The organism is Janthinobacterium sp. 78 (assembly GCF_003096775.1).
Classification (GTDB): Bacteria; Pseudomonadota; Gammaproteobacteria; order Burkholderiales; family Burkholderiaceae_D; genus Janthinobacterium; species Janthinobacterium tructae.
This window is the reverse complement of record NZ_QENT01000001.1, coordinates 4,951,889-4,967,789: the sequence shown is the minus strand read 5'-3', so window position 1 is coordinate 4,967,789 and position 15,901 is coordinate 4,951,889. Positions and strand designations below refer to the sequence as shown.

Genomic DNA, 15,901 nt, shown 5'->3' with positions numbered 1-15,901 from the left:
TTTTGCACCATGCCGGTGCGCACAGGGAGGCGGCGCGCGCCAATAAAAAGGGCGGCCCGCAGGCCGCCCTCGTGTGCAGTGATGTGGTGCTTACGCTTCGGCGACGCGCTTGGCGATGTGCGCCAGCGCTTCTTCCACCTGGTCGATCAGGATCAGGCACAGATCGCCTTCATTCAAACGCGCCAGGGCCTTGTCGATGGCGACGAATTCGCCGTTGATTTCATCGATATGGCTGGTGCGTTTGGCGCCGTTCAAGCCCTGGCGCAGCAGCGCCACGACTTCGCCGTCGGCGCGGCCGCGCTGGCATTGATCCTGGTACAGCAGCACGTCGTCGAAGGCGGCGCCGAGGATTTCCGTCTGCTGGCGGATGTCTTCGTCGCGGCGGTCGCCGGCGCCGCTGATGACCACCGAACGGCGCTTGGCCGGCATGCTTTCCACGGCCTGCACCAGCGCCAGGATGGCGTCCGGATTGTGGCCGTAGTCGGCGATCAAGGTGGCGCCCTTGTAGTCGAACACATTGAAGCGGCCGGGCGCATTGTCGGCTTCATTGGCGAAGGTTTTCAGGCCCAGCGCGATGGTTTTCCAGTCCAGGCCCACGGCCCAGGCGGCGGCCAAGGAGGCCATGACGTTGTCGACCTGGAAACCGATGGCGCCATTGCGCGTGATCGGCACTTGCGACAGGGCGATTTCGTGGCGTTCCTTGCCCTGTGCGGCGACCAGATTGCCATCTTCCACGTACACCACGCGGTTGCCTTGCGCGCGGTGCGTGGCCATCACGGGATGCGTCTTGTCGGCGGCGAAGAAGGTCACCGTGCCGCTGCAATTCTTGGCCATGCGCGCCACGGCAGGGTCGGTGGCGTTCAGCACGGCCACGCCGCTGTCGGCCACGTTCTGCACGATCACTCTTTTGAGTACCGCGAGGTCTTCCACGGTGGTGATGTAGTTCAGGCCCAGGTGATCTCCGGCGCCGATGTTGGTCACCACGGCGACCTGGCAACGGTCGAAGGCCAGGCCTTCGCGCAGCATGCCGCCGCGTGCCGTTTCGAACACGGCCGCGTCCACGTCCGGGTGCAGCAGCACGTTGCGTGCGCTGCGCGGACCGCTGCAGTCGCCGCTGTCGATCTGGCGCCCTTCGATATACACGCCATCGGTGTTGGTCATGCCGGTGCGCAGGCCCGAGGTGGTGAGCAGGTGGGCGATCAGGCGCACGGTGGTGGTCTTGCCGTTGGTGCCGGTCACGGCGACGACGGGGATGCGGCCATCGTCGCCCTCGGCGAACATGGCGGCGATGATGGCTTCGCCCACGGGGCGCGGCTTGCCGAACGACGGCGCCAGGTGCATGCGCAGGCCCGGCGCGGCGTTCACTTCGACGATGCCGGCGTTCTGCTCTTCCAGCGGTTTCAGAATGCTTTCGGAGACCACGTCCACGCCGCAGATGTCCAGGCCCACCATGTGCGCGGCGGCGACGGCGCGCGCCGCCACTTCCGGGTGCACGTCGACGGTGACGTCGGTGGCCGAGCCGCCCGTCGACAGGTTGGCGTTATTGCGTAAAACTACGCGCTGGCCGACGGGCGGCACGGATTCGGCCACATAGCCTTGCTTGGCCAGGCTGGCCAGGGCGATGTCGTCGAAGCGGATTTTCGTCAGCGAGGTGGCGTGGCCGCTGCCGCGGCGCGGGTCCAGGTTGACCTGGTCGACCAGTTCGCGCACCGTGTGCTGGCCGTCGCCCACCACTTGCGGCGGGTCGCGGCGGGCCGCTGCCACCATCTTGTTGCCGATGACGAGCAAGCGGAAATCGTGGCCCGGCAGATAGCGTTCGACGAGGATATCGTCGCGAAATTCCTGCGCCGCGAGGAAGGCGGCCGTCAGCTGTTCGCGCGTGGTGACATTGACGGTGACGCCCTTGCCCTGGTTGCCATCCTTTGGTTTCACGACGACGGGCAGGCCGATCTCGCAGGCGGCGGCCCAGGCATCGTCCGCATCGATGGCGACACGGCCGTGCGGCACTGGCACGCCGGCCGAATCGAGCAGCTTCTTGGTCAGTTCCTTGTCTTGCGCGATGGCTTCGGCAATGGCGCTGGTGCCGTCCATTTCGGCGGCCTGGATCTTGCGTTGCTTGCTGCCCCAGCCGAACGTCACCAGGCTGCCTTCGGTCAGGCGGCGGAACGGGATGTTGCGCGCCACGGCGGCGTTGACGATGGCGCCCGTCGAAGGACCGAGGCGCACATCTTCATCGAGTTCCTGCAACTGGTGCAGGGCGCCGGCCAGGTCGAATGGCGCATCGTCGAGCGCGGCGCGGCACAGCTGCTGCGCCAGTTCCAGGGCCAGGCGGCCGACGGCTTCTTCCGAGTATTCGACGACGACCTGGAAGATGCCCGTTTCCAGGGTCGGCGTGGTGCGGCTGAAGGTGACGGGGCAGCCGGCTTGCGCCTGCAGGCCCAGCGCCGCCAGTTCCAGCACCTGCGCCATCGGCGCGGCGTTGTAATTGCCCAGCGGTTGCAGCGGGCTCAGTTGCGGAAAGCGCGCGCGCAGGCGGGCTTCGAAGCCGGGCAACTGGGCGATGTCGAGTTCCTGCGTGGTGCAGGAAACAATGGCTTCCACGGCGGTGTCGTGGCTCCAGAGATTAGGGCCCCGCAAGGCCCGTACGCGAGATACTTCCATAATTAAACCGTAATCCTGTTGTGTTCTTGTGGGCCCGGCCGTCCTGGCCGGGCTTGAGTGCTGCTTTGCCTGTTGCCGATCAATTCCCGATGCAGCCGGGTGCGGCGTCAAACGTGCGCAAACCCGCGCAGATCAGATCGACAGGCAGGTGCATGGCCCAGGCGGCGGCCGCGACGGCCAGCACGCTGTCGACGTTGCCGGCCGTGGCCGGCTTCAGCAGATCCAGGCACAGCAAGACCGTTTCGATGCCGCCTTCGGCCAGCACGATATGGTTGCCGCGCACGAACACGGCGCGCTGGCCGGCGGCCAGTTGCGCCGCGATGGCCGGCAAGCTGCCATCCTGCGCATACAGGGTCACCGTGCCATCGCACAGTTCGGCCAGCTCCAGCACGTGGGCGTTGGCGGCGTTCAGCACGGCCACGCCCGTCGGCACCACCACGTCGACCTGGCTGCGCACGGCCTTGTACAGGCCAGCATCGTCGAGCACGTCGAAATCCTTGACGCTATCGAGACTGCCCATGTCGGTGACGATGCCGATCTGGCACTTGTCATAGGCCAGGCCTTCGGCCAGGATCATGCGCGGATTGCTCTCGAACAGGGCCGTCTGCACGGTGCGGTTGAGCAGCAGGCGCTGGCCCGCGTCCCAGTTCACGCAATCGCTGCTGACGACACGACGCTGGTCCAGGTACATGCCTTCGCTGCAGACGGCGCCCGTGTGCAGGCCCGACAGATTGAGCAGTTTGCACAGCATGCGCACGATCAGGCTGGCGCCGCGCGTGCCCGTCACGCCGATCAGCGGAATGCGGCCCGTTTCCTCGGGCGCGAACAGGTGGTCGACGATGGCCGCGCCGACAGGGCGGCTCTGGCCCACGCCCGGCTTGATGTGCGCCAGCAGGCCGGGGCTGGCATTGACTTCGATGATGGCGCCGCGCTGCTCTGCCAAAGGACGCGTGATGTCGGTGGTGACCAGGTCGATGCCGGCGATATCGAGGCCGACGACGCGCGCGGCGAGCAGGGCCGCATGCACGACGGACGGATGCACGTCGTCCGTGACGTCGATGGCCACGTTGCCGTTCGGCTGGATCAGCACTTTTTGGCCCGCCTGCGGCACGGACAGGGCGGTCATGCCCTGGCGCTGCAGTTCCAGCACGATTTCGCCCGATTCGTGCGGCTTGACGGTGCCCAATGGAAAATCTTCGCCTTCGCCGCGGCGCGGGTCGGTATTGATCTGCGTGTTGACCAGTTCCAGCACGCTGGAGACGCCGTCGCCGTCGACCCACAAGGATTCGCCCTTGGCAGCCGCGATCAGCTTGTTGCCGACCACGAGCAGACGGTGTTCGTCGCCCGTGATGAAGCTTTCCACCAGCACGGCCGAGCTGTCGCCCTTGCGCGCGGCCAGCTCATAGGCGGCCTTGACGTCGCTTTCCGTCATCAGGTTCAGCGACACGCCGCGGCCATGGTTGCCGTCATACGGTTTCACCACGACAGGCACGCCGATGTCTTGCGCTTCTTCCCAGGCCGCTTCGGCGCTGCGCACCAGGCTGCCTTCAGGGACGCGCACGCCGCATGATTTGAGCAGGAATTTGGTGAGATCCTTGTCGCTGGCGATGCCTTCGGCAATCGCGCTGGTGCGGTCCGTTTCGGCCGTCCAGATGCGGCGCTGCGCGGCGCCATGGCCCAGTTGCACCAGGTTGCCGTCGTTCAGGCGCAGCGAAGGGATGCCGCGCTCGGTGGCCGCATCGACGATGCTGGCCGTGCTCGGGCCCAGGCAGCGCGCATCGACCATGTCGCGCAGGGGCGCCAGGGCCGCTTCCAGGTCGTAGGCTTCATCGTTGATGGCGGCCATCAGCAGTTCGCGCGCGGCGGCCAGGGCGGCGCGGCCCACGTGCTCTTCACGCGTGCGGAAAGCCATCTTGTAGACGCCGCGCTGGCTGGTCGAGCGCGTCTGGCCGAAGCCCGTGCGCATGCCTGCCAGGTTTTGCAATTCCAGCACCACGTGTTCGAGGATGTGCGCCGACCAGGTGCCTTCGCGCAGGCGCTCGAAAAAGCCGCCCCGTTCGCCCACGCCGCAGCGGTGTTCGATCATGCCGGGCAGCCACGCCACCAGACGCTCGTACAGGCCGGGCAGGGTATTGGATGGATAGTCTTCCAGTTCGCCGATGTCGACCCAGGCTTCAATCACTGGGCGATACGTCCAGATGTTGGGGCCGCGCAAGTGGGTGACGCGGGCAAATTCGATGTTCTTCTTCTTGATCATGTAAGTGGTTTCTTGATAACAAGCCAGGCGTCTGGGCGCCAGATACTTTATGGTGGCTCTACAGAGTCTTTTCAGGCTCGTGCTTGGTTCTTTATCCCGGGTATGCGCAGTGTGCCACTTTTAGCGGTCCCTTGTCGCGTTTGCTTCTCGTATTCTGCTGCTGTTGTCATTCTAATTGTTACTAATTGTTGCTGTACTTGTTATAAAGATACCGACTCCGGGCCAAGCTGGAGCATTTGCGCAACAGCGCGCTGTTGTATACTTGCCGCTGGTCGATGGCCGCTCATTTTTTTGCGCCGTTTTGCCATCATTCCTTACCGGCAGGCATCCATTCGATACAATACAGGAAATTGCCACTGGTGCATCTACCTCGCCATCGCGCAGTACACAAACATTGATCGGGCGTCTGCCCCATCCCCCAAATCCCGCCCTGAAGGGCTTGGCCTCGAGCCGGAGTATGCTTTACGATGACAACTGAAACGAGTGTTCCTGCAACAACTATTCCCCTCACCTCGCTGCCGGCGCCGGTAGCAGAAGCCTGGCTGGCGGAGGTGGAGAGCAACCTTTCTCCAGGGGAGAACGTTTTAAGTAGCGTTGAGGTTGACCTCGATGCGCGATTACGTTTCACAAAAGGCATAATTGTTGTCACCGAGAAGCGTTTGCTGGCCCGTTCACCGGGCGATAGCGACTGGAAAAGCTGGTCTTTTCGTCCTGGATTGCGCCTGACGCACCACGACCACGCCGGTGTCGGCCACCTGGAACTGTTCGATGACCACGGCCGCCTGGCGGCGTGGCGCTTCACTTTGGGGCAGAACCTGCATGCGATCCGCGTACTGGAACAGTTCGTCGAGCGCCTCGACAGCCACCTGACGGGCCAGCCCGTGCTGCAAGCGGAGCAGGAAGTGTGTCCGAGTTGCAAGGCGCCGCTGGAGCCGGAGCAGGAAGAGTGCCCGATCTGCGCCAAGGTGCTGTACACGCCGCCGTCCACCTGGACCCTGTTCCGCCTATGGCGCTTCGCCCACCCTTACCGTGGCCAGCTGGCGCTGGGTTTCATGCTGATGCTGCTGAGCACCGCCGCGCACATGATTCCACCCTACCTGACGGCGCCGCTGATGGACAATGTGCTGATCCCGTATCAAAACGGCAAGCACATCGACCCATGGCTGGTGGTGTACTACATGAGCGGCTTGCTCGGTTCGGCCCTGCTGGCCTGGTTGCTGGGCTGGGGCAAGACGTATGTGCTGGCCCTGGTGTCCGAACGCATGGGCGCCGATTTGCGCTCGGCCACGTATGAACACCTGATGAAACTGTCGCTGGAATTTTTCGGCGGCAAGCGCACGGGCGACCTGATGTCGCGCATCGGCAGCGGCAGCGACCGCATCTGCGTCTTCCTCTCGCTGCATTTGCTCGATTTCGCTTCCGACGTGCTGATGATCATCATGACGGGCGTCATTCTGTGGTCGATGAACCCGTGGCTGGCCATCATGACCCTGGCGCCCTTGCCGTTCATCGCCTGGATGATCCACCTGGTGCGCGACCGCCTGCGCACGGGCTTTGAAAAGATCGACCGCGTGTGGAGCGAAGTGACCAACGTGCTGGCCGATACCATCCCCGGCATTCGTGTAGTCAAAGCGTTTGCGCAGGAAAAACGCGAAGCGGCACGCTTCCGCGACGCCAACGCGCACAACCTGGCCGTCAACGACAAGTTGAACAAGGTCTGGTCGCTGTTCTCGCCCACCGTCTCGTTCCTGACGGAGATGGGTTTGCTGGTCATCTGGTGCTTCGGCATCTGGCAGCTGTCGCGCGGCGAAATCACCGTCGGCGTGCTGACCGCCTTCATCGCCTACAGCACGCGTTTCTATGGCCGCCTCGACTCGATGAGCCGCATCGTTTCCGTGACGCAGAAATCGGCATCCGCCGCCAAGCGCATCTTCGACATCCTCGACCACGTGTCGAGCGTGCCGGAACCGGCGCAACCGGTGAAGCTGGACAAAATCGAAGGACGCATCGACCTGCGCGAAGTCGGTTTCCGCTATGGCAACCGCGCCGTCAATCGGGGCATCACCCTGAACATCAAGGCCGGCGAGATGATCGGCCTGGTGGGCCACAGCGGTTCGGGCAAGAGTACGCTGGTCAACCTGATCTGCCGCTTCTATGACGTGTCGGAAGGGGCGATTTTGCTCGATGGCGTCGATATCCGCTCGTTCGCCGTGTCCGACTACCGCCGCAATATCGGCCTGGTGCTGCAGGAGCCGTTCCTGTTCTTCGGCACCATCGCGGAAAATATCGCCTACGGCAAGCCGCACGCGACGCGCCAGGAGATCATCGCCGCCGCGCGCGCCGCGCATGCCCACGAATTCATCCTGCGCCTGCCGCAAGGCTACGATTCGATGGTGGGCGAGCGTGGCCAGGGCTTGTCCGGCGGCGAACGCCAGCGCATCTCGATCGCCCGCGCCCTGCTGATCGACCCGCGCATCCTGATCATGGATGAAGCGACATCGTCGGTCGATTCGGAAACGGAAAAAGAAATTCAGAAGGCGCTCGACAACCTGGTGCAAGGCCGCACGACGATCGCCATTGCGCACAGGCTGTCGACCCTGCACCGGGCCGATCGCCTGGTGGTGCTGGATCGCGGCCAGGTCGTCGAAGTGGGCAGTCACGATGAACTGATGGCGAAAGAGGGCGCCTATTTCCGCCTCTACGAAGCACAGGCGCGCAACAACGAACTCGCCCTGGATGACAAGGAATAAGCATGGCCAGTACAACTTTTACATTAAGCCGCGACACCTTCGGCAAGCTGGTCATGACGGCCGAAGACGGCCAGGTTTTTGAAGGCGTGGCGCCCGTGCGCGCCTTCCCCATCCAGTCGCCCGACGAAGGCATTTCACTGGTGCTGGGCAATGGCAAGGAAGTGGCGTGGATCGAGCGCCTCGACACCTTGCCGGAGCCGGCGCGCAGCCTGCTGCAGGAAGAGCTGGAAGGGCGCGAATTCATGCCCGAGATCGCGCGCGTGAAAAGCGTTTCCAGCTTCGCCACGCCGTGCACCTGGCATGTCGACACGGACCGGGGCGAGACGCAATTCGTGCTGAAGGGCGAGGAAGACATCCGCCGCATCGGCGCCACGTCGCTGCTGATCGCCGACAACCACGGCATTCACTTTTTGATACGCGACATGTTTAATATCGACAAGACGACGCGCAAGATTTTGGATCGATTCCTGTAGGAATCGCCCTGAATGCGGTGCAGTGCCGCCGCTCATGCCGTTCAGCTTGCGCTGGGCGGCATTTTTTTTGACCTTGTGCTTTCCTTGTGGGTTGCCTCATTTGAGCTATACTATCGTCTTAAAGGAGATGATTATGCAACGACACATTGATGCTCCCGTTCCGGCTCAGCAAGCGAGGGCCCTGTACGAAGGCATGGCGCTGTACGGCTTTGATACTGATGCGCGCATTGCGCTGATACGGCGGGGCATTCCAGCTTCGACGATCAGTCGCTTGTCCGCGCGCATGGGCATGAGCAAGGAATTCCTGTTGTCCAGCCTGGGGTTGTCGCGCGCCACCATCAGCCGCAAGGAAAAAGACGCCAGCTTGCTGTCGAAGGATGAATCGGAGCGCGTACTGGGTGTTGAAACCCTGATCGGCATGGTGCAGGCGATGGTCGAACAATCGGGCGATCCCGCCGGCTTTGACGCTGCGCGCTGGGTCTCCGATTGGCTGAGCAAGCCGCTGCCTGCGCTGGCGGGAGCGACGCCGGCCAGCTACATGGATACCTTCGAGGGGCAAAAACTGGTGGCGGAATTGCTGTCCATGACGCAGAGCGGAGCCTATGCATGAACGTGCTCTGGCGTATTGCCGTCGAGACGCCAGCCTATCCCGCCAGTGACCTGAGCGGCACCGGCGCGAGGATCACGGGCGGCCGCTGGAACAGCAAGGGCGCGCCCGTCGTGTATTGCTCAACGAGTATCGCCCTGGCCACCCTGGAAACCGTCCATTACCTGCGGGGCGGCGGCCTGCCGTTCAACCGTTACCTGGTGCGTATCGCCATTCCCGATGGCGTGTGGAACGCGCGCCAGGAACTCGATCCCTTTCCTGGTGGCTGGGACGCCATACCGGCCGGCTTGTCGGGCAAGCGGGCTGGCGATGGCTGGATTGCAGCGGGAAAATCCGCCTTGCTGCTGGTGCCTTCCGTGATCGTGCCCGACGAATACAATGTCTTGCTCAACCCCCGCCATGCCGATGCCGCAGCGGTCACCGCCAGCACCGTCCGGCGGTGGAGCTACGATCCCCGCTTTTTCCCTTGATGCACGCTTACTGAAACGCCACTTCCGCAAAGCTGCGCAATTTGCGGCTGTGCAGCCGGTCCACGCCCTGGCGGCGCAGCAGTTCCACGGCGCGGATGCCGATGCGCAAATGCTGGTCGACCCGCTCGCGGTAGAAGTGGTTGGCCATGCCGGGCAGCTTGATTTCGCCGTGCAGCGGCTTGTCGCTGACGCACAGCAGGGTGCCGTACGGCACGCGGAAGCGGAAACCGTTGGCGGCGATCGTCGCGCTTTCCATGTCCAGCGCGATGGCGCGGCTCTGGCTGAAACGGCGCTCCGGCGTGCGCTGCGGCAGCAGTTCCCAGTTGCGGTTGTCCGTGCTGGCCACCGTCCCCGTGCGCATGATGTGTTTTAAATCATGCCCCGTCAGCTGGGTGATTTCCGCCACCGCCGTTTGCAGCGCCTGCTGGATTTCCGCCAGCGGCGGGATCGGCACCCACAGCGGCAAGTCTTCGTCGAGCACATGGTCTTCGCGCACATACGCATGCGCCAGCACGTAGTCGCCCAGGCTTTGCGTGGTGCGCAAGCCGGCGCAATGGCCGAGCATCAGCCAGGCGTGCGGGCGCAGCACGGCGATATGGTCGGTGATGGTCTTGGCATTGGCCGGTCCCACGCCGATATTGACCATGGTGATGCCGCTGCCATCGGCGCGCAGCAGGTGGTAGGCGGGCATCTGCGGCAGGCGCGGCGGCGCGGCGCCCAGCGCATCGTCGCTTTCCACGGTCTGTCCCACGCGGCGCGTGACCACGTTGCCCGGTTCGACAAAGGCGATGTAGCCGTCGTCGTCCGACGGTGCTTGCGCATCGGGCGCGCGCTCCATCATGGCGTGCCCCAGGCGGATGAATTCGTCGATGTAGAACTGGTAATTGGTAAACAGGACGAAGTTCTGGAAATGCTGCGGCGAGGTGCCGCTGTAGTGGCGCAGGCGCTGCAGCGAGTAATCGACGCGCGGCCCCGTGAACAGGGCCAGCGGCTGCGCTTCGCCATGCGCCGGTTCGTGCGTGCCGTTGGCGATGCCATCGTCCATGGCCGACAGGTCGGGCAGGTCGAACAGATCGCGCATGGCCAGGCGGCGGCCCGCATCCATATTGCCTTCGATATGGTCATGCTCGGCGAACGAAAAATGCACGGGGATGGGCTGGGCGCTCACGCCCACTTCCAGGTGGACATTCTGGCCGCTGTTATGGTTTTTCAGCAGCAGGGTGAACTGGTCGAGGTAATAGTCGCCGAACAGGTCGGGGCGCGTCAGGGTGGTTTCAAATACGCCGGGACCGGCGACAAAGCCGTAGGCCAGCGGCGAGTCGGCGCGCGCCACGGTGTCAGTCTGGATGCGCACGAAGGGGTAGCAGGCGCGTACGCGCTCGTGCATGTCTTCGCCGGCGACAAAGCGCTGCAGCGCATCGCGCAGGTGTTCGATGCTGCTGCGGTAAATGGCTTGCACTTGTTCCAACGCCAGGCGTGGATCGTCGAAGCGGGAGGAGGCGATGAAGGGGGGCGTAAGCAAGCGGATTCTCCTTGTAGCGGTTCGTGCATACCATTGTAAGGCAGCGGGGCATCTCGCGTTGAACGCGTTTCTTGCCTTTCTGGGCCGCTTGACGAATTCAAATAGAATCTGTATTCTATTTGAATGGTCAGACTCGCCAAATTCAACGAAAACAACTTCATCGACAGCGCGATTGCCGTCGCTGCCCAGTGCGGCGTGGGCGCCGTGTCGATGGCCGCCATCGCCGTCAAGGCTGGTGCGCCCATCGGTTCCGTGTATCACCGCTTCGACTCGCGCAACGCCATCCTGGCGCGCGCCTGGCTGCGCGTGAAAAGCGACTTCCGCGAGGAAGTGGCCAGCCGCTGGCTCGGTGGCGATACCTGGGCCGGCGTGCACGGCTTGCTGGACTGGTGCCGGCGCAAGCCCGTGTATGCGCGCTTCCTGCTGCAATGCGCGGACAGCCCCGATTTCAGCAGTGGCCTCAGCGAGCAATTGCTGGCCGCCGTCGAAGAAGAGCAGGCGGCGCTCGATGCCTGTTTTGTGCGCTGCGCCGAAGCCATGCCCGCCACCACGGAACTGGACCTCGATCACATGCTGCTCAAATTCGTGCTGATCGACGCACCGGTGGCCGTCGTCAAGCCTTACCTGACCCAGGAGCGACCGATACCGGCCAGTGTCGACGCCATGCTGCGCGCCTCGCACGACGCCGTGCGCGGCTGGGCCTTACATGCCACATCACATTAACCAAGAAGACATCCATGCGCTATTCCACCCAGCTTGAACACGGCAAGAAAATCCCCCTGCACGACGAAGAAGGTTTCATCGGCATGCGCGCGGCCGGCCGCATCGCCGCCGATACGCTCGACTACATCGCGCCTTTCGTCAAACCCGGCGTGTCGACGGCCAAACTCGACGCCCTGTGCGAAGAATTCATGCGCGCCGCCGGCGCCATCCCCGGCACCATCGACTACCACGGCTACAAGCACGCCAGCTGCATCTCCGTCAATCACGTGGTCACGCACGGCATCCCGTCGGAAACGAAAATCCTGAAAGTGGGCGACATCCTGAACATCGACGTGACGCCGAAGTTCCAGGGCTGGTTCGGCGACACCAGCCGCACCTTCAAGGTGGGCGCCGTCTCCATCCTGGCCAACCGCCTCGTCAACACGGCGTATGACGCCATGATGGCCGGCATCCACACGGTGCGCCCGGGCGCCACCCTGGGCGACGTGGGAGCAGCCATCGAAGCGGTGGCCAGGGCGCAGGGTTTTTCTTCCGTGCGCGACTTCTGCGGCCATGGCGTGGGCCAGGTCTTCCACGACACGCCGCAAGTGCTGCACTATGGCCGCGCCGGCACGGGCATCGTGCTCGAACCGGGCATGATTTTTACCATCGAGCCGATGCTCAATGTGGGCAGCTACCAGGTCAAGGTCTTGCCCGACAAATGGACGACGGTGACGAAAGACCGCTCGCTGTCGGCGCAGTTCGAGCATTCGCTGGCCGTGACGGAAACGGGCTTTGAAATCTTCACCCTGACCGGTTCGACCGATCCCCTGGTCTGACGATGGATAGCGCCGGCCTGACGCAGCGCCTGCTGGAGCGGCACCGGCACGACGCCGAAGACGCGCTGCAGCAGGTGGCGCTGGCCGTCTTGCAGCAGGAAGGCATCCGTAGCGACAGCGTGCTGCGCCTGGAGCGCATCGCGGCCCTGGCCCCGCCCGTCGCTGGCGTGGTGACGCTGGCCGAGTGGCTGGCCTATGTGGACTGGGAAGGCTACGACAGCGCCCTGTACGTCAATATCGACGCGGTGGCGGGGCTGATCGCCGATGACTTGCTGCTGCCCGAGGTGGCGGCTAATTTGCTGCAGGCGCGCGACGCGACTGTGTTCGAGGCGCAGCGCCCCGCGCTGGCGACAGCCGCCTTGCTGTTCATCGAGCGCCACATCGCGCTCTTTCCCGGATAGCGGCGTGGGTCTTACAATGGCGGCAAGCACTGTTGCCCCATTTTGAAGACTTCCGCATGAGCGATTTTCCCGAAGATATCTACACCGAGCCGTCTGCCGACGTGCACACCCTGAACAACCTGGGCCCCTTGACCGGCATGGCCGGCATCTGGACGGGCACGCGCGGCCTGGACGTCAAGCCGAAAGCGGACGGTCCGCGCAAGCAGGCGTTCGTCGAGCGCATCGAACTGCAGCCGATCGACCCCGTCACCAATGGCCCGCAACTGTTCTACGGCTTGCGCTACTACATCCACATCACCAAGCCGGACCAGGTCAAAACCTACCATGAACAGGTCGGTTACTGGCTGTGGGAGCCGGCCACGGGCGCCGTGATCCAGACCCTGGCCATCCCGCGCGGCCAGATCGCCATGGCGTCCGGCACGACGACGGCGGATGCCACCAGTTTCGAACTGGTGGCCAGGCGCGATTCGACGGCCTACGGCATCTGCTCGAACCCCTTCCTCGAACACGCGTTCACCACCGTCGAATACCGGATCAAGGTCGACATCCACGCCGACGGCACCTGGGGCTACGATGAAGACACGGTCATGCTCATTCGCGGCAAGGACGAGCCGTTCCACCACACGGACCGCAACCTGCTGACAAAAGTCGCCGAGCCGACGCCAAACCCGATGGCCTTGCAGGCGCTGGCGGCAGCCGCCGCCTAAGGCTGTCCCTGGGCCACGGCCTTGATGGCGCGCTCTTCGCCCATGGCGGCGGCGATCTTCCAGCGCTGCATGGCGCTGGCGCGGTCGGGGCGTTTCAAGCCAGCGCCTTCCCAATCCATCAGGCCAAGATTGTAGATATCGCCCGCGCTGCCCTTGTCGGCGGCCTGGGTGAACCATTTGCGCGCTTCCGTGTGGTTGACGGGGATCTGGTAGCCGCGCACGTGGTACAGGCCCAGCAAGTGCATGGCTTGCGCATTGCCCTTGTTGGCGGCCTGTTTCAGCAAGTCGAGTCCGCGCGCCATGTTGCGCGGCTCTTGCCAGCCTTCGGCCAGCATCACGCCCTTCGCCGTCAGCGCATAGCTGTCGTTTTTCAGCAAGCCCTTGCCGACCAGGGGCTTGGCGGCCACCTGGCGCGCTTCGCGCTGCTGCGCCGTTGGCGCGGTGGCGGGGCCGGGTTTGCCTTCGCCCATCAGCAGCATCCAGCCATATAGCCCATACGCGCCCGCGTCGCCCTTGCCGACCAGGCTTTCCAGCATGGCCAGCGCCTGCACCTTGTCGCCATTTTCGTACAGCTTGACGGCCTTGGCGCTGCTCGCGTCCGGCGGTACGACGGCCGGTGCATGCGGCGCGACGGGCGCCGAGGCCATGGCCGCCTGCTGCGGTGGCTGAGCGGGGCGCACGCGCACGGGCAAGCCATAGCTGGCGGCCAGCACGGCCAGGCTGGCCGGGGCGAGGATCAGCACGTGCGCCAGCTGGTTGCGGCGGCCCTTGCCGGCGATGCCCATGGCGCGTGCGGCTTGCTGCTCGCCGCCCAGCGCCTCGCTCAGCACGCTTTTTACCTTGCGGTTGAACAGCCAGTAGCCGGCGCCCGTGACGAGCAGGCCGGCGACGGCGGCGGCACCGCGTCCGGCAAAGAACCAGGTGGCGATGGCGGCGGCCAGCGCGGCCAGCGCGCTTTTCCACCAGAATTGCTTGGCCAAGCGCGTGTAGACCTGACGCAAGGCACCGAGCACGCAGGTGCGCACATTCTGCGCATATTCGGCGGAGACGACATCGACGTGCGCGTGGTCAGCGTCGCCGCTGAGGACAGACTCGATCACGTCCGCATTCAGTTCCGAGGCGGCCACGTCGCGCAGCGGCGTCAACAACCCTTGCACGTGGGCCGAGAACAGGCCATCGTCGGCGCTGCCGGCCAGCGCGTCGCTGAGCGCCTTGAGGTCGCCGCGCAGCAGCTTTTCCACGATGTCGTCCAGGGTCAGCCAGCGCAAGTCGGTGCCGTACGCCACCAGGTGGTGCTTTTCGGCGTTGCACGATGCATCCAGGCGCACGATGCGCAGCTTGCCCCCGTACAGGGCGTCGACTTCCTGCGGCTCGTCTTCATTGTAAATGCTCACTTTCGCCAGGGCCAGGCTGCTGGCAATGGCCGCCAGTGAGTGCACGCTCTCCTTGTCGCGGATGCGGCGCGCGTCGTCGGGCGCCTGCTTGGGCAGGCTGACGCTGTAGCCGGGTGCCACGTGCACATCGACCCAGGCCGCCTTGCCCACCTTGCCGGAGCCGTCGCACGGGTTGCAGCGCAAGTCGCCCACGCCGCTGCAGGTGCGGCAGGTGACACTGCCGCTGGCGCGGCAAGTGCCGCAATTGATGTTGCCGGAACCGTGGCAGCTGTTGCACGTGACCTTGCCGTAGCTGCAATGGTAGCAATTGCGATGCTCGGTGCGGTATTGCGTGCGCGTTTCGCTGTGGTAGCTGGTGTGCGAGCTGCCGTTGCTGTAGGTGGTCGTGGGCACCTGCACCGTGACGTAATCGGTGACTTGCTCGGCGACCGAGCCGCTGCCGCTGCAATACGAGCACGACACCTTGCCGCTGCCGTAGCAGCCATACGCGTCACAGCTGACGGTGCGCCCGCCGTGGCAGCTCCAGCAGGTTTCCGTGGTCAAGCCGTGGCAGGTGTGGCAGCTGATGCGGCCTTTGCCGGAGCAGTTGTTGCAGGTGTCCAGGTGCCAGTACTTGACGGCGTGCGGCAGGTAGACGCCCGCCTCGATGCCATTGTAGGCCTGGCCCGCCTGGCGCAAGGCATTGTCGAGCTTGCCCGCCGCGCGGCGCAGCCGCTCCTTCTCCTGCGCGTGAGCGAGCGCTCCCACCTCGTGGAGGCCACCCTGACAGCGGGTGTCATTGCCCGATGGCGCGAAGTAGCCATTGATGACGCGCTGCTCGAAGCGCGCTTCGAGCGCGTAATTGGCTTGCAGGGAAAAATCCTGCAGCACATCTTCCTCGCCCAGCGGCGTGATGTCCTGCGGCTCGAAACGCGTCTTGTCCTGCACCAGCGTGCGCAGCTTGCCCAGCACGGTGGGGATGTCTTCCTTGTCGAGGCGGATGGGCGCTGGCGCCGTCACGGCTGTCTCCGTCACCTGCGGCGCATCCTCGCTGCCTGGGGTGTCATGGGCCGTCTCGGTGCTGGGGTTCATGCGCGTCCTTTTGCTCTCTGGAAAGATGTTTGGATTTTAGCATCCTC

General features: G+C 64.4%; 12 protein-coding genes. 8 read left to right on the top strand and 4 right to left on the bottom strand.

The features are described from left to right. Window positions 1–90: 90 nt before the first annotated feature. Together cphA (C8C92_RS21885) and cphA (C8C92_RS21880) are read right to left on the bottom strand one after the other, a co-directional pair. Window positions 91–2,661 (bottom strand): cyanophycin synthetase, encoded by a 2,571-nt coding sequence (gene cphA / locus C8C92_RS21885; protein WP_116745223.1) that lies wholly within the window; start codon window positions 2,659–2,661, stop codon window positions 91–93. Window positions 2,662–2,740: 79 nt separating this feature from the next. Next, complete coding sequence (gene cphA / locus C8C92_RS21880) at window positions 2,741–4,918, bottom strand: cyanophycin synthetase (RefSeq protein ID WP_099762824.1); 2,178 nt, start codon at window positions 4,916–4,918, stop codon at window positions 2,741–2,743. Between the two features lie 467 nt (window positions 4,919–5,385). Here cphA (C8C92_RS21880) and C8C92_RS21875 point away from each other — a divergent pair, with 467 nt between their 5' ends. The 4 genes from C8C92_RS21875 to C8C92_RS21860 all read left to right on the top strand — a co-directional run bounded on the left by C8C92_RS21875 (window position 5,386) and on the right by C8C92_RS21860 (window position 9,218). Continuing rightward, window positions 5,386–7,668 carry an ABC transporter ATP-binding protein gene (locus C8C92_RS21875; protein ID WP_243420322.1) on the top strand — a complete coding sequence of 761 codons (2,283 nt, stop codon included), beginning with the start codon at window positions 5,386–5,388 and terminating at the stop codon, window positions 7,666–7,668. Between the two features lie 2 nt (window positions 7,669–7,670). Further along, on the top strand, window positions 7,671–8,141 hold the full coding sequence (locus C8C92_RS21870) for a DUF1854 domain-containing protein (RefSeq protein ID WP_096237265.1): 471 nt from the start codon (window positions 7,671–7,673) through the stop codon (window positions 8,139–8,141). A gap of 133 nt (window positions 8,142–8,274) precedes the next feature. Then, a complete protein-coding gene (locus C8C92_RS21865; protein ID WP_243420321.1) occupies window positions 8,275–8,751 on the top strand; it encodes an antitoxin Xre-like helix-turn-helix domain-containing protein in 477 nt (158 codons plus the stop codon). Continuing rightward, the gene (locus tag C8C92_RS21860) at window positions 8,748–9,218 is read left to right on the top strand and encodes an RES family NAD+ phosphorylase (protein ID WP_116745222.1); all 471 of its coding nucleotides are present in this window, start codon (window positions 8,748–8,750) and stop codon (window positions 9,216–9,218) included. Before C8C92_RS21865 ends, C8C92_RS21860 begins: the two co-directional genes overlap by 4 nt. A gap of 7 nt (window positions 9,219–9,225) precedes the next feature. On the opposite strand, the gene C8C92_RS21855 is transcribed toward C8C92_RS21860, so the two are convergent. Next, window positions 9,226–10,740 carry an AMP nucleosidase gene (locus C8C92_RS21855; protein ID WP_099762827.1) on the bottom strand — a complete coding sequence of 505 codons (1,515 nt, stop codon included), beginning with the start codon at window positions 10,738–10,740 and terminating at the stop codon, window positions 9,226–9,228. 123 nt (window positions 10,741–10,863) lie between these two features. Between C8C92_RS21855 and C8C92_RS21850 the strand changes: the two genes are divergently transcribed. From C8C92_RS21850 to C8C92_RS21835, 4 genes are read left to right on the top strand one after another with little or no spacing between them, the layout of a single operon-like run. Then, window positions 10,864–11,463, top strand: coding sequence for a TetR/AcrR family transcriptional regulator (locus tag C8C92_RS21850; protein WP_116745221.1), 600 nt, complete (start codon window positions 10,864–10,866; stop codon window positions 11,461–11,463). A 14-nt stretch (window positions 11,464–11,477) separates the two neighbouring features. Then, entirely contained in the window at window positions 11,478–12,281 is an 804-nt protein-coding gene (gene map, locus C8C92_RS21845) for a type I methionyl aminopeptidase (protein ID WP_116745220.1), read from the top strand. Between the two features lie 2 nt (window positions 12,282–12,283). After that, window positions 12,284–12,682, top strand: coding sequence for a hypothetical protein (locus tag C8C92_RS21840; protein ID WP_116745219.1), 399 nt, complete (start codon window positions 12,284–12,286; stop codon window positions 12,680–12,682). Window positions 12,683–12,738: 56 nt separating this feature from the next. Beyond that, a complete protein-coding gene (locus tag C8C92_RS21835) occupies window positions 12,739–13,389 on the top strand; it encodes a heme-binding beta-barrel domain-containing protein (protein WP_116745218.1) in 651 nt (216 codons plus the stop codon). On the opposite strand, the gene C8C92_RS21830 is transcribed toward C8C92_RS21835, so the two are convergent. Further along, the gene (locus C8C92_RS21830) at window positions 13,386–15,854 is read right to left on the bottom strand and encodes a tetratricopeptide repeat protein (RefSeq protein WP_116745217.1); all 2,469 of its coding nucleotides are present in this window, start codon (window positions 15,852–15,854) and stop codon (window positions 13,386–13,388) included. The two genes, C8C92_RS21835 and C8C92_RS21830, sit on opposite strands and share 4 nt — an antisense overlap. Window positions 15,855–15,901: the final 47 nt, after the last annotated feature.